General features: G+C 66.8%; 12 protein-coding genes. 5 read left to right on the top strand and 7 right to left on the bottom strand.

From position 1 onward, the window contains the following. Nucleotides 1-95 precede the first annotated feature (95 nt). The 4 genes from ACIA76_RS11555 to ACIA76_RS11540 all read left to right on the top strand — a co-directional run bounded on the left by ACIA76_RS11555 (nt 96) and on the right by ACIA76_RS11540 (nt 5,250). Nucleotides 96-623, top strand: a complete 528-nt coding sequence (locus ACIA76_RS11555) for an Rv3235 family protein (protein WP_397151242.1) — start codon at nt 96-98, stop codon at nt 621-623. A 166-nt stretch (nt 624-789) separates the two neighbouring features. Continuing rightward, nucleotides 790-3,624 carry a preprotein translocase subunit SecA gene (gene secA, locus ACIA76_RS11550; RefSeq protein ID WP_397151240.1) on the top strand — a complete coding sequence of 945 codons (2,835 nt, stop codon included), beginning with the start codon at nt 790-792 and terminating at the stop codon, nt 3,622-3,624. A 92-nt stretch (nt 3,625-3,716) separates the two neighbouring features. Beyond that, nucleotides 3,717-4,175, top strand: coding sequence for a DUF6247 family protein (locus ACIA76_RS11545; RefSeq protein WP_397151238.1), 459 nt, complete (start codon nt 3,717-3,719; stop codon nt 4,173-4,175). A gap of 697 nt (nt 4,176-4,872) precedes the next feature. Continuing rightward, the gene (locus tag ACIA76_RS11540; RefSeq protein ID WP_397151236.1) at nt 4,873-5,250 is read left to right on the top strand and encodes a nuclear transport factor 2 family protein; all 378 of its coding nucleotides are present in this window, start codon (nt 4,873-4,875) and stop codon (nt 5,248-5,250) included. Between the two features lie 3 nt (nt 5,251-5,253). On the opposite strand, the gene rsgA is transcribed toward ACIA76_RS11540, so the two are convergent. The 4 genes from rsgA to ACIA76_RS11520 all read right to left on the bottom strand — a co-directional run bounded on the left by rsgA (nt 5,254) and on the right by ACIA76_RS11520 (nt 9,839). Beyond that, nucleotides 5,254-6,264: a ribosome small subunit-dependent GTPase A gene (gene rsgA / locus ACIA76_RS11535; protein ID WP_397151929.1), complete on the bottom strand. Its 1,011-nt coding sequence runs from the start codon at nt 6,262-6,264 to the stop codon at nt 5,254-5,256. Then, the gene (gene aroA / locus ACIA76_RS11530) at nt 6,261-7,544 is read right to left on the bottom strand and encodes a 3-phosphoshikimate 1-carboxyvinyltransferase (protein WP_397151234.1); all 1,284 of its coding nucleotides are present in this window, start codon (nt 7,542-7,544) and stop codon (nt 6,261-6,263) included. Before aroA ends, rsgA begins: the two co-directional genes overlap by 4 nt. Nucleotides 7,545-7,609: 65 nt before the next feature. Then, on the bottom strand, nt 7,610-8,263 hold the full coding sequence (locus ACIA76_RS11525; protein WP_397151232.1) for a Uma2 family endonuclease: 654 nt from the start codon (nt 8,261-8,263) through the stop codon (nt 7,610-7,612). A gap of 67 nt (nt 8,264-8,330) precedes the next feature. Further along, complete coding sequence (locus ACIA76_RS11520) at nt 8,331-9,839, bottom strand: aldehyde dehydrogenase family protein (RefSeq protein WP_397151230.1); 1,509 nt, start codon at nt 9,837-9,839, stop codon at nt 8,331-8,333. Between the two features lie 144 nt (nt 9,840-9,983). Here ACIA76_RS11520 and ACIA76_RS11515 point away from each other — a divergent pair, with 144 nt between their 5' ends. Further along, nucleotides 9,984-10,772, top strand: a complete 789-nt coding sequence (locus ACIA76_RS11515; RefSeq protein WP_397151228.1) for an SOS response-associated peptidase — start codon at nt 9,984-9,986, stop codon at nt 10,770-10,772. Between the two features lie 33 nt (nt 10,773-10,805). On the opposite strand, the gene ACIA76_RS11510 is transcribed toward ACIA76_RS11515, so the two are convergent. The 3 genes from ACIA76_RS11510 to ACIA76_RS11500 all read right to left on the bottom strand — a co-directional run bounded on the left by ACIA76_RS11510 (nt 10,806) and on the right by ACIA76_RS11500 (nt 13,501). Further along, nucleotides 10,806-11,072, bottom strand: coding sequence for a hypothetical protein (locus ACIA76_RS11510; RefSeq protein ID WP_397151226.1), 267 nt, complete (start codon nt 11,070-11,072; stop codon nt 10,806-10,808). A 243-nt stretch (nt 11,073-11,315) separates the two neighbouring features. Beyond that, nucleotides 11,316-13,007: an MDR family MFS transporter gene (locus ACIA76_RS11505; RefSeq protein ID WP_397151223.1), complete on the bottom strand. Its 1,692-nt coding sequence runs from the start codon at nt 13,005-13,007 to the stop codon at nt 11,316-11,318. Next, nucleotides 13,004-13,501, bottom strand: coding sequence for a MarR family winged helix-turn-helix transcriptional regulator (locus ACIA76_RS11500; RefSeq protein WP_397151221.1), 498 nt, complete (start codon nt 13,499-13,501; stop codon nt 13,004-13,006). Before ACIA76_RS11500 ends, ACIA76_RS11505 begins: the two co-directional genes overlap by 4 nt. Nucleotides 13,502-13,638: the final 137 nt, after the last annotated feature.

The raw sequence follows: 13,638 nt of genomic DNA, 5'->3' as shown, positions 1-13,638 counted from the left end.
TTTCGCGATACCGGTGGAAAACCTTCACCTGCAGCGTCTTCCGTGCGATGCTGGTGCGATTCGTGTCCAGGGGGGCCGACGAATAGGGGGAAATCATGTTATCGCCTGCGCCGAATGCCGAACCACCGCTGGAGAATGCCGACCGGTCGGATGACTCGGGGCGATCGCGGGGGCCCGCGCGCCGGGCGCCGCTGCCCTGTCACCAGCGCATGCCCACGCGCGCCGGTGCACACCGCCTGCGGGGCACGCACCGCCGGTCACCGCACGACGGGCGTTCCCCATCCTACGCCGGACGGGATGAAATCTCTTCGGGGGCAATACGATTCGCCGAGCGGTCGCTGCGGCTGGTGCTCGAGGCGGTGGACGGCCGACGATCGGCCGCCCAGCTCACCCGGCTCGTGGAACCCACCGTCGCGGCCACGATCGAGACCCTGGTCCGCACCGCCGCGGCCGAGCGCCGCCTGGGCGCGGCCGTGCTGGTCACGGTGCGGGCGGAGCCGATCGCACCGGGTGTGGCCGAGGTGGTCGCCGGATATGAACGCGGCTCGCGCCGGTTCGCGATCGCGGCCCGCGTGGCCCGTCGGCGTGGAGAATGGCGGCTGATGGCCCTTAGATTGCGATGACCGGCGCGAATATCGCGCCCATGGCTCGCGTGCGGTGCGCGCCCGACGCCTAGGATGGATCCCGCATTACCATGGGCGATGCTGCTACAGCCAGCCCTGCTTGGGGTTCCTACCCTGTGGTGGGGTACCGAGACGAACAACACCGACCAGAGGACTGACGAGACTCGTGCCTGCGCTGACACTGACGAGGTTGCTACGTTTTGGTGAGGGTCGCGTCGTCAAGCGGCTCGGGCGGCTGGCCGATGAGGTCATCGATCTCGAGCAGGAATTCGCCGATCTCACCGATGTCGAGCTGCGCGGTAAGACCGACGAATTCAAGCAGCGCTATCAGGACGGCGAGTCGCTGGACGAGCTGCTGCTCGAGGCGTTCGCGGTCGCCCGCGAGGCGTCTTGGCGCGTGCTCGGTCAGAAGCCCTACAAGGTGCAGCTCATGGGCGCCGCCGCGCTGCACATCGGCAATGTGTCGGAGATGAAGACTGGTGAAGGTAAGACCCTCACCTGTGTCCTCCCGGCCTACCTCAACGCGCTGTCCGGCGACGGCGTGCACGTCGTCACCGTCAACGACTATCTGGCCAAGCGCGACGCGGAGTGGATGGGCCGTGTGCACCGCTTCCTCGGCCTCGAGGTCGGGGTGATCCTGGGCGGCATGAGCCCGGCCGAACGCCGCACCGCCTACGGCGCCGACATCACCTACGGCACCAACAACGAGTTCGGCTTCGACTACCTGCGCGACAACATGACCCACTCGCTGGACGATCTGGTCCAGCGCGGGCATAACTTCGCCGTGGTCGACGAGGTGGACTCGATCCTCATCGACGAGGCCCGCACCCCGCTGATCATCTCGGGCCCGGCCGACGCGTCGTCGAAGTGGTACGCCGAATTCGCCCGCATCGTCCCGCTGTTGAAGAAGGACCTGCACTACGAGGTCGATATCAAGAAGCGCACGATCGGCGTGCACGAGGCGGGCGTCGAATTCGTCGAGGATCAGCTCGGCATCGACAACCTCTACGAGGCCGCGAACTCGCCGCTGGTCAGCTATCTGAACAACGCGGTCAAGGCCAAGGAACTCTACAACCGCGACAAGGACTACATCGTCCGCAACGGTGAGGTCATCATCGTCGACGAGTTCACCGGCCGAATCCTGGTGGGGCGCCGCTACAACGAGGGCATGCACCAGGCGATCGAGGCCAAGGAAGGCGTGGAGATCCAGCCGGAGAACCAGACGCTGGCCACCATCACGCTGCAGAATTACTTCCGCCTCTACGACAAGCTCTCCGGCATGACCGGTACCGCCGAAACCGAAGCGGCCGAGCTGCATTCGATCTACGGCCTCGGCGTGGTGCCGATCCCGACCAACCGGGCGATGGTCCGCAAGGATCAGGCCGATCTGATCTACAAGACCGAAGAGGCCAAGTTCAACGCGGTCGCCGACGACATCACCGAGCGGCATGAGAAGGGCCAGCCGGTGCTGGTCGGCACCACCTCGGTGGAGCGGTCGGAGTATCTGTCGAAACTGCTGACCAAGCGCGGCATTCCGCACAACGTGCTCAATGCCAAGTTCCACGAGCAGGAGGCGCAGATCATCGCCGAGGCCGGTCGGCCGGGCGCGGTGACCGTCGCGACGAATATGGCCGGCCGTGGTACCGATATCGTGCTCGGCGGTAATCCCGACATCATCGCCGACCTGCTGTTGCGTCGCGAGGGTCTGGATCCGGTCGAGACGCCGGATGAGTACCAGGCGCACTGGTTGCCGACCCTGGAGCAGGTCAAGCAGCAGGTCGAGGAGGACGGCGAGCGGGTGCGCGAGGTCGGTGGCCTCTATGTGCTCGGCACCGAGCGGCATGAGTCGCGGCGTATCGACAATCAGCTGCGCGGTCGTTCCGGCCGTCAGGGCGATCCGGGCGAATCGCGGTTCTACCTGTCGCTGGGCGATGAGCTCATGCGGCGGTTCAACGGCGCGGCGCTCGAGTCGATCATGACCCGGCTCAACCTGCCCGACGATGTGCCGATCGAGGCGAAGATGGTCTCGCGTGCCATCAAGAGCGCCCAGACCCAAGTCGAGCAGCAGAACTTCGAGATCCGCAAGAACGTTCTGAAATACGACGAGGTGATGAACCAGCAGCGCACCGTGATCTACGCCGAGCGCCAGCGCATCCTGGCCGGCGAGGATATGGAGGGCCAGGTCCAGAACATGATCACCGATGTGATCACGGCCTACGTCAACGGCGCGACCGCCGAGGGCTATGTCGAGGACTGGGATCTGGAGAAGCTGTGGACCGCGCTGAAGACGTTGTACCCCAGCGGTATCGATCACCGCGATCTGACCGGCGAGAACTCCTCCGGTGAGATCGGCGAGCTGACCCGCGAGGAGCTGCTCGAGGCGGTACTCGAGGACGCCCACGACGCCTATGCGCGCCGTGAGAAGGAGATCGACGATCTGGCCGGCGAGGGCAGCATGCGCAACCTGGAGCGCCAGGTGCTGCTGTCGGTGCTGGACCGCAAGTGGCGCGAGCACCTCTACGAGATGGACTACCTCAAGGAGGGCATCGGCCTGCGCGCCATGGCGCAGCGCGATCCGCTGGTCGAGTACCAGCGCGAGGGCTTCGACATGTTCGCGGCCATGCTCGAGGGCCTGAAGGAGGAGTCGGTCGGCTTCCTGTTCAACCTGCAGGTCGAGGTGCAACAGCCGCAGCCGCAAGGCGTGGCGGTCGACCCGGGCCTGCGCTCGCCGGTCGGCGCCATGGCCGGCGGCCCCGCCCTCCCCGTCGACGAGCCCGCGGCCCCCGCGGCCCTGCGCGCCAAGGGCATCAGCGACCGCACCGACGTCGGCGGATTGACCTACTCGGGCCCAGACGAGGGCGGCCACGTGGCCCGCCACAGCGACGTCGAGGAATACGGCGACGACCAGCCCACCGACGGCCTCACCCGCCGCGAACGCCGCGAGGCCGCCCGCTCCGAGGGCAAACACGCCAAGCCCCCGAAGACCAAGCGCCGCCACTGATCTCGAGACCGAGGCCCTCCCACTCCCGCAGTGGGAGGGCCTTTGTCGTGGATGGGCTTGCCAGGAATTCTGAAAAAGTTCAGAATTGAGGCATGGTTACCGAGGTGCAGTGGAGTGACCTGCAGCGCGACCCGAAACAGATCGCACGATTGGCCGACGAGGGTACTGTCCGCGTCCGTCGGCGAGACGGTGTCCCGCTGCTGCTGATCCGGGAAGACCGGGAGCAATCGCAGTCCGAGGGTTCGGTGGCCGCGGCGCGGGCGCTGCGCAATGTGCTGGTTCACCTGCAGCCCGAGCGCGCTGCGCAGTGGCTGATCGAGGAGTTCCCTTGGGCCGATGTGCTTCCTGAGCAGGCGCGTGCGCAATTCGTCCACGACTTTGCCCGGGCTTTCCAGGCGTCCGCCGAGCTCGGTGAGTGGTCCGTGCTGGCTCAGGCCATTCGAGAATGGCGCAGCACCGCACTGGTATACGCCGACCCCGAACTGACGCGGGCTCTGGCGGAACCGATCGATGGCGATTTCGGCCCCGTCCCTCCGCCGATGGGCGAGTGATCGATGTCGGCGAAGAGGGGGATCGCGTCGCCCCGCCGACGAGGCCCGGCGGGTGGGTGGCTCGATTCGCGACGACCGAAGCCGCGAAAGGGTGGGAGGATCTGTGCGGCGCGGCGCCCTCCGGCACTTGGGAGGCGTGGATCATGTTGACCGAGCGACCGATGAGTCCAGAGAACCCAGCCCGGCAGCATCGTCTTCGGGATATCTTCGCGATGCGCGCGATCGGCGGTAAGCGCTGGAACAGTGGCAGTACGAAGTGACTGCGGGAGGCCGAATCTGGTACTGCCCCGATCCGGACAAGCGGATCGTGTGGGTGGTCAAGGCCGGCACCGCGCATCCCAAGGAGACCGAGTAGCGATTTCACCGCCGGCCGTTTTCGTGCAGGGCGAAGATTCGGTCGAGGTCGTGATGGGGCGCGGCGGTGGAACCCATTGACACCGATGCGTTTCGACGCCGAATCAACGAGCGCGTCCTACAGGCCGACACCCACTGATCTGTTCGACCGAGACGGTCGTCGCATTGGTACGCACCCGCTGCCGGAGAAGTCGATGAGGGGCAAGGACACCGGTCCGGCAGCGGGGCTATCCGTAGTGTGCGGTGTCGTCCCGATCGGGCGGAACCGTTGCGCTGTTGCCGGTTGTTGCCTGATTTCGGTGATGCGGCAATACTGTTCGGTCTCTTCGCCTAGGATTCTCGGATGGAGCGGGCGGTGGTGCGGGCGTGGGTGCAGGAATACGAGCTGGCGTGGCGGTCGCCGGGTACCGCGCGGCTGCGCGGGCTGTTCGCCGAGGACATCGAGTATCTGCCCTCGCCATGGGCGGAACCGGTGCGCGGTTCGGCGGCGCTGGCGCGGTTCTGGGAGGACCGCCGGGCCGGGCCGAACGAGCCGTTCACGCTGACCTTCGAAATCGTTGCGGTGGAGGGTGATACGGCCGTGGCCAGGATTGCCGTGGAGTATCCGGCCGACGATCCGAGCCGGTGGCGCGATCTGTGGATCCTCCGCTTCGGCGCCGACGGGCGCTGCACCCGATTCGAGGAGTGGCCGTTCGCGCCGCATCGGCCCGACGGCCACTGACCGTTACTGGCTACCGGAGGACCCGATCACCCAGGGGTCGTTGGATTTCAGCGCGACCAGCAGGGTACGGATCGCGGCCACGCGGCGCTCCTTGCCGGGCAGCTGGTCCAGGGCGCATTCCGGATCGGCGGGCGGGCCCAGGTGGGTGCAGCCGCGGGGGCAGTCCTCGATGGCGTCGGCCAGATCGGCGAAGGCCTGGATGACATCGTCGGGGGTGATGTGAGCCAGGCCGAACGAGCGGATGCCGGGGGTATCGATGACCCAGCCGCCGCCGGACAGCGGCAGCGCGATCGACTGGGTGGACGTATGCCGGCCCTTGCCGACGCCCGATACGTCGCCGACCGCCCGATGCGCCTCGGGGACAAGGCGGTTCACCAGCGTGGACTTGCCGACGCCGGAGTGGCCGAGCAGGCAGGTGAGCTTGTCCCGAAGCAGATCGAGGATGAGATCCAGGGGATCCTCGCGCCCGCCGTGCACGATGGTGAGGTCGAGATCGCGGAATTCCGTGGCGAATCCGGACTCCGGATCCAGATCGTCTTTGGTCAGGCACAGAATCGGTTGCAGCCCACCGGCATACGCGGCCGCCATGGCGCGCTCGACGAAGCCGGTGCGCGGCGGCGGATCGGCCAGCGCGACCACGATGAACAACTGCTCGGCGTTGGCGACCACCACACGTTCGAACGGATCGGTGTCATCGGCGGTGCGCCGCAACACTGTTCGCCGCTCGTCCACCCGCACGATGCGCGCGAGGGTGTCGGGTGTGCCGGACAGATCGCCGACCACGCCCACCTGATCGCCCACCACGATCGGAGTCCGGCCCAGTTCGCGCGCCCGCATGGCCACGATCGGCCGCTCCGGATCGCTCTCGAGCACACAGCTCCAGCGACCCCGGTCCACCGCGATGACCATGGCGCTCACCGCATCCCGATGTTCGGGGCGGGTCTTGGTGCGGGGCCGCGAACTCCTGCCCGGGCGCACCCGGACATCGGACTCGTCGTATTCGCGCCGCCTCAGTGCGCCGCTCCTTCACCGGAAAGCATTGTCTCCCACAGGGAAACGAAATTCGGCAGGGTCTTGGCGGTGGTGCCGATATCCTCGATCCGCACGCCGGGTACCCGCAGACCCAGAATCGCCCCTGCGGTGGCCATCCGGTGGTCGGCGTAGGAGTGCCAGTCGCCGCCCCGCAGCGGGGTCGGGACGATGTGCAGCCCGTCCTCGGTCTCGGTGACCTTGCCGCCGAGCCGGTTGATCTCGGTGGACAGCGCCGCCAGCCGATCGGTCTCGTGGCCGCGCAGATGCGCGATACCGCGCAGGCGCGACGGGGAATCGGCCAGGGCCGCCAGGGCCGCGACGGTCGGGGTGAGCTCGCCGACATCGTGCAGATCGATATCGATGCCCGCCAGGCGTTCCGGGCCGCGCACGGTCAGCTTGCCGTCGAAGCGGCGGGCCTCGGCGCCCATGCGCACCAGGATCTCCCGGATCACATCGCCCGGCTGGGTGGTGAGCTGCGGCCAATGCGGGATGACCACCTCGCCGCCGGTGACCGCGGCCGCGGCCAGGAATGGCGTGGCGTTCGACAGATCCGGCTCGATCTCCCAGTCGACCGCGTGGATCGGGCCGGACTCGACCGTCCACACCTGCGCCGCACGCGGATCCTCGGGCGCCTCGACCCGGACACCGGCCTGCCGCAGCATCTGCACGGTCATCTCGATATGCGGCATCGACGGCAGCTGGCCGCCCTGATGATGGACGGTCACGCCCTGGTCGAAGCGGGCCGCCGACAGCAGCAGCCCGGAGACGAACTGCGAGGAGCCGGAGGCGTCGATGGTGACCGATCCGCCGCGCAGCGAGCCGGTGCCGTGGACGACGAACGGCAGCGAATTGCCGTCGATCTCGACGCCGAGGCTGCGCAGCGCGTCGAGGATGATGTGCAGCGGGCGCAGCCGGGCCTGTTCGTCACCGAAGAAGGCGATATCGCCGTGCGCGAGCGTCGCGACCGAGGGCAGGAATCGCATGATCGTCCCGGCCAGGCCGCAGTCGACGGTCGCACTGCCCAGCGTCGCGGCCGGGGTGACCGTGAGAGTGTCTGCGTCACCGGCGATTCCGGTACCCATGGTGCGCAGTGCCGCGATCATCAGATCGGTATCGCGACTGCGCAGCGCGCCGGTGAGGGTCGAGGGGCGATCGGCGAGCGCGGCCAGGATCAGCGCCCGATTGGTGATGGATTTCGACCCGGGCAGCGTCACGGTCGCATGCACGGGCTGGTCGGTATGGGGCGCGGGCCAGAAACTCACCAACCCATCTTCGCCTATGACGGGTTGTCGCAGCCGGGTGGTGGCGAAGTTGTGCTGTATTCGACTCAGAATTCGAGGTCCGACCAGGGGATGGAGATCGGGAACGGGTGGTCGAAGTGGATGCCGTCGGTGTCGGCGCGGGTCCACTCGCCGACCACTCGGTACTCGTCGGGATGCAGGGGCCGAACGTCGTCGGGAAGATGCGTATATCCGGTCTGCAGTCCGAATGCGCGAACAGTGTCGATCGCACTCTCGTCGTGCGCCAGCCGGACCTCCCAGTACCAGGGAATTCCCGCGTCGGCGTACCGAGCCTTCTTCGCATCCATGTCGGTTTGGGTGTTGGACGGTGACAACACCTCGCCAACCAGGACCACATTGGCGGCTCGGATGTCCTGATAGGGACCGGACAGGCAGTGGTACACCAGAAAATCGGGCGTGACGAAGTCGGATTTGCCTGTCGCGCCCAAGAAGACATTGCATTCCAGCTCGACGTCCCAGCAATGCTCGGTCTGGGTCGACATGTCCTTACGCGAAGAGAGCTCGAACTCGTTCGTAAGCCGTCGGATGAATCTCTGGTGCTCGGCAGGACCTCGCCGTACCCACACCACCCGCCCGTTCCACAGCTCGATCTGCTCCGCGATCTCTTCGGGCAGTCGCTCCAGTTCCTCCCAGGTCATGTACTCCGGGAGGTCGGGCCGCTTGATCTGTGGGGCGGACATGCCAGCCATAGTAGTTGAAACCCGGTGCGACCAGCAGGTTTACTAGTGGCCGCACCGGACACCGAAACTACTTGTGCCGACCGTGAATCAACGGCACCACCTTGCGGAGCAGATTCATGGTCCGCTCGGTGCGGGCATAACTGAGCAACGCCATCCCCGGAATCGCGAACCGCTGCACGGCAATCGAATGCGGACTGGAGAACTCCAACAGCCCCGGAGCCCCGTGAATCCGTCCGATCCCCGAATCCCCGACACCACCGAACGGCAGCGCCGAGATCGCCGCGAAGCCGAGCACCGAGTTCACCGAGGTCGCCCCGGCCCGCAGTCGACGCGCGATCTCGAGCCCCCGCTTGCGCGAGTACACCGTCGATCCGAGCGCGTACCTGTTGTGATTGGCCAGCTCGACCGCCTCATCGATGCCGTCGACCGTGCGGATGGTCACCGTCGGGCCGAAGGTCTCCTCGCGGACCGCCTCCGAACTCTCGTCCGCGTCCACGACCACGACCGGTTCGATATAGGGCGCCTTCACCGATTCCGGACCGCCCAGGACCGCCGTGCCGCCCTTGGCCAGCGCGTCCTCGATATGGCGGCGCACGATATCGATCTGACTCGGCATGGTCATCGGGCCGTAGGAGGCCTTGGCGTCGGAGCCGGGGCGGATATCGGTGAGGATGCGCTTGACCTCGGCGATGAATTCGTCGCGGATCGACTTGTCGACGTATACCCGCTCCACACCGGCGCAGGTCTGACCGCTGTTCATGGTCGCGCCGTAGGCGACCGCATCGGCGGCGGCCTTGATATCGGCATCGGCGGCCACGATCACCGCGTCCTTACCACCGCATTCGAGCAGCACCGGTGTCAGCGAATCGGCCGCGGCGGCCATGATCTTCTTGCCGGTGGCGGTGGAGCCGGTGAAGGCGAGCTTGTCGACGCCGGAGCGGACCAGTGCCGCGCCGGTCGCGCCGTGGCCGTTGATCGTGGCGAAAACGCCTTGGGGCAGTTCGGGATTCGCCTCGGTGAACAGCTGCGCCAGGAAGTTGCCGATGCCGGTGGAGAATTCGCTCGGCTTGAACACCACCGCATTGCCCGCGGCCAGCGCGTAGGCGATCGAACCGTTGGGGGTGTAGACCGGATAGTTCCATGGGCCGATCACGCCGACGACGCCCATCGGGCGCTGCTCGATATAGGCGGCGAAGTTGGCCATCAGCGCGCCGGGGGAGACCCGCTGGGGCTTGAGCACCTTCTCGGCGTTGTTGGCCGCCCATTTGATGTGTTCGAGGGCCAGCATCAGTTCGAGGAAGGCATCGTCGCGCGGCTTGCCGTTCTCGGTGTGGATGAGCTCGCAGAACTCCTCGGAGCGGGCGACGATCCGGCTGCCCCAGCGCAGCAGATGCCGCTTGCGCTCGGCGAAACTCAGCCGACCCCAGACCGCGGCCGCGTCGCGGGCCTTGGCGACCGCGGCGCTCACCGCCTGGTCGTCGGCGATCGGATGACTGGCGATGGTCTCGCCCGTGGCCGGGTTGACCGAGGTCAGCATGGTCTCGCGGGTGACGGCGGTGGACTCGGTGGTAGACATTTCTCGGCGACCCCTAATGAGACAGTTATGGCTCGAAGTTCTCACACCATAGATGTGAAGTCAACTGCCTTCAGTTGGATTTCCGGCCATCTTTCCGTCGTTTCGGACAACGACATGTCAGTCCCCGGTGGCAGCATGGGGACCATGTGTGGCAGATATGCGACCACGGCGAATCCGGCCCGGCTGGCCGCCGAGCTCGATGCCCTCGACGAGACCGAGTCGAGCGACCGGCCCGAGTCTGGTCCCAACTACAACGTGGCGCCGACCAATCAGGTACTCACGGTGGTCGAACGGCACGACCGCGACCATCCCGACGACGATCCGCGGCTGCGTGTGCGGCGCATGCGGTGGGGTCTGATCCCGGTGTGGACCAAGGCCGCCGAGCCGGGCGTGCCGGTCAAGGGCAAACCGCTGTTCAACGCCCGCGCCGACAAGGCCGCCACCACGGCCTCGTTCCGGGACGCGGTGAAGAAGCGCCGCTGCCTGATTCCGATGGACGGCTGGTACGAGTGGCTGGTCGAGGGCCAGACCGAGAAGGGGAAGGCGATCAAGCAGCCGTACTTCATGTCCCATGCCGACGGATCCCGGCTGTACATGGCCGGACTGTGGTCGAGCTGGCGCGATCGGGAGCAGCCCGAGATGCGGCCCCTGCTGTCGTGCACGATCCTCACCACCGATGCGATCGGCGACCTGACCGCGATTCACGACCGGATGCCGCTGCCGATGCCGCGCGAGCACTGGGACGCCTGGCTGGATCCGGACCGTCCGGCCCCGCTGGAGCTGCTGGAAACGCCTCCGGTGGAATGGATTTCGGATATCGTCGTGCGCCCGGTGTCGCCGCTGGTGAACAGCGTCCGCAACAACGGCCCCGAACTACTGGCCGACGCCTCGGCCGCGAACGACGAACGGGCCGGTCAGATCACCCTGATCTGACCGGCCCGTCGCTACGGTTGTCGTAAACCGTTGTCACATATCGCATTTCACCGTCGAGACCGCCACGCTGAGCCCGCATTTCAGGACGCTCCCGCCGAGATCGACGAGTTTGGTGCTCAGGCCGCCGCCGAACTTCTCCGCCCGCTCCGCCTGCTTACCCGGCTCCTGGGCCGCCCGGTCCGGCCCGCCGCCACCCATGGGGTAGTTGGAATCCGCGGCGGCTGCACCGGACCCCAGGACGAGTAGGGCGCCGCCCGACACGGCGACGATCATGGTGCGGAATCGGTGTCGGTCAGACATATCGCATCACATCCTCGGGTCGAACGAATCTGGCCCGATAAGTAAGGCATATCCGTAAGGCCGTTTTGGGTGATTTGCGCGTTTTACGCCTGTGAGCGTGCGTGTCCCCGCGAAGAGCATGCGGGGAACAGAGAGGGGAGATGCAGGGAACAGCGAGAGGGGAGATGCGGGGAACAGAGAGGGGAGATGCGGGGAACATGCCGAAGGCGGCCCCACGCCGTTGTGGGGCCGCCTTCGGGGAATTCAGACCGGCTGTGCCGTAGCGACCTTCTTCTCGGTCGCCTCGGCACCGGCCTGGATGCCGCCCGAGGTGCGCAGCGGCACCTCCTTCCAGAACAACACCAGCAGCAGCGCCACCGCCGCGATGCCGGTCACCGACAGGAATACCGTCGACATCGAATCGGCGAAGCCCACCTTGAACGGCCGGGCCAGCGTCGGATTCAGCTCCTGGATCACCGAGCTGTCGTTGAGCACGCCGCCCGCCGCCGAAACATCATGCGCGGCAAGGCCCTTCGACAGCGCCGCATCGGCCGGGTTCGGGCTGTGCACGCCCTCGGCCACGGCCTGCTGGAAGGCGGGCTGTGTCGCGGCCGACTGCAGCTGGGTACCGATGTTCGGGGCCAGCTGTGCGAACAGGATGGACAGGAACACCGCCACACCCAGGGTGCCGCCGATCTGCCGGAAGAAGGTCGCGGCCGCGGTGGACACGCCCATATCCTTGGGCGGCAACGCATTCTGCAGCGCCAGGGTCAGCGGCTGCATCAGATTGCCCAGGCCCAGGCCGGTGATCGCCATGAAGATCATCACCAGCCACAGGTGGCTGTCGGCGGTCACGAAATGCAGCAGGAACAGGCCCAGCGTCAGCAGCGCCGCACCGATCAGCGGGAACACCCGGTAGCGGCCGGTGCGCGAGATGGTCTGGCCCGCGATGATCGAGCCGGTCATCAGGCCCATCACCATCGGGAGCATCTGCAGACCCGCGACGGTCGGGCTCGAGCCACGCACCACCTGCAGATACTGCGGGATCAGGCTGATGCCGCCGAACATGGCCGCGCCGACCACGAACGAGATGACCACGCCCAGTGCGAAGGTCGAGTTCTTGAACATCCGCAGCGGGATCAGCGCCACATCGCCGAGTTTGGCCTCGACCGCGATGAAGCCGAGCACGCCCGCCACGCCGATCACGTAGCAGAGGATGGAATTCGCACTGCCCCAACCCCATTCGCGGCCCTGTTCGGCCACGACCAGCAGCGGCACGATGCCGACGGCCAGCATGAGCACGCCCCACCAGTCGATGCGCACGCCCGGATGCGGCCGCTTCGGCAGGCGCAGCACCTTGGTCACCACGGCCAGCGCGAGCATGCCGACCGGCACGTTCACCAGGAACACCCAGCGCCAGCCGGTGACGCCCAGCAGGTGGTCCTGACCGGCGAGCAGGCCGCCCAGCACCGGGCCGACCACGCTGGAGGTGCCGAACACGGCCAGGAAGTAGCCCTGGTAGCGGGCGCGTTCGCGAGGGCTGACGATATCGCCCATGATGGTCAGCGCCAGCGACATCAGGCCGCCCGCGCCCAGGCCCTGCAGCGCGCGGAAGGCGGCCAGCTCGTACATCGACTGCGCGAACGAGCAGGCCAGCGACCCGACCACGAAGATCGTGATGGCCGCGAGATAGAACGGCTTGCGCCCGTACATATCCGACAACTTGCCGTAGAGCGGGGTGGCGAGGGTCGCGGTGATGAGATAGGCGGTGGTCACCCAGGCCTGCAGGGAGTAGCCCTGCAGATCGTCGGCGATGGTGCGGATGGCGGTCGACACGATGGTCTGGTCGAGCGCGGCCAGCAGCATGCCGAGCATCAGGCCGCTCATGATCACCAGGATCTGGCGGTGGGTGAAGCCGGATGCCTCCGATCTGGGTTCTTCGATAGCTGTCGTCACTGATCTTTCTCCGTTGCAGAGGTTTTCGAAGTCGGGGGAGTGAGGATGGCCGGGCGGGCGGCCTCGTAGTCGTCGACGAATCGGCGCAGCAGACTCCCGAGCAGCTCGCGTTCGTCGTGGGTCCAGTCCGCCATCACCCGATCGAGGGTCTCGTTGCGGCGCTTGCGGATCTCCGCGGCCACCTCCCGGCCGGCCTCGGTGACGACCAGGACGCTGGCGCGCCCGTCGCCGGGATCGGCCCGGCGTTCGATCAGCCCCCGTTTCACCAGGCTCGCGACCTGGCGGCTGATCGTGGAGGCGTCGGAGAACAGGGCCTCGGCCAGCGTTCCGGACCGCATCGGGCCGTCGCAGAGCAGCCGGAAGATGATGCCGTAGGCCGCGATCTCGATCTCACCGCTGGTGTTGGCGGCGATCTGCGCCTGGGTGCGCTCCCGGAGGCGAGTCAGCCGGATCAGCTGCTGGGCGATCCGATCGATCACCGCGTCGCTGTCCATGGGTCTTTCGCCTCCCTGTTCGGATCAACTGCTTGTACGAAGCAATTGTTTGCATATGCCAACTAGTTGTACTCAGCAAGTATGGGGGCACGGTCCCGCCCGTGCAAGTTCTTTTCGTGTGAGATGGATCCTGCCTG

The sequence above is a fragment of the Nocardia sp. NPDC051570 genome (genome assembly GCF_044454005.1).
Lineage (GTDB): Bacteria > Actinomycetota > Actinomycetes > Mycobacteriales > Mycobacteriaceae > Nocardia.
This window is presented reverse-complemented; position numbering and strand designations above follow the sequence as displayed.

Excerpts from the sequence above, each read along its gene's own strand:
- ACIA76_RS11555 (WP_397151242.1), top strand. The coding sequence starts at position 96 with ATGTTATCGCCTGCGCCGAATGCCGAACCACCGCTGGAGAATGCCGAC.
- ACIA76_RS11545 (WP_397151238.1), top strand. The coding sequence starts at position 3,717 with ATGGTTACCGAGGTGCAGTGGAGTGACCTGCAGCGCGACCCGAAACAG.
- ACIA76_RS11540 (WP_397151236.1), top strand. The coding sequence starts at position 4,873 with ATGGAGCGGGCGGTGGTGCGGGCGTGGGTGCAGGAATACGAGCTGGCG.
- ACIA76_RS11525 (WP_397151232.1), bottom strand. The coding sequence starts at position 8,263 with ATGTCCGCCCCACAGATCAAGCGGCCCGACCTCCCGGAGTACATGACC.
- ACIA76_RS11520 (WP_397151230.1), bottom strand. The coding sequence starts at position 9,839 with ATGTCTACCACCGAGTCCACCGCCGTCACCCGCGAGACCATGCTGACC.
- ACIA76_RS11515 (WP_397151228.1), top strand. The coding sequence starts at position 9,984 with ATGTGTGGCAGATATGCGACCACGGCGAATCCGGCCCGGCTGGCCGCC.
- ACIA76_RS11510 (WP_397151226.1), bottom strand. The coding sequence starts at position 11,072 with ATGTCTGACCGACACCGATTCCGCACCATGATCGTCGCCGTGTCGGGC.
- ACIA76_RS11500 (WP_397151221.1), bottom strand. The coding sequence starts at position 13,501 with ATGGACAGCGACGCGGTGATCGATCGGATCGCCCAGCAGCTGATCCGG.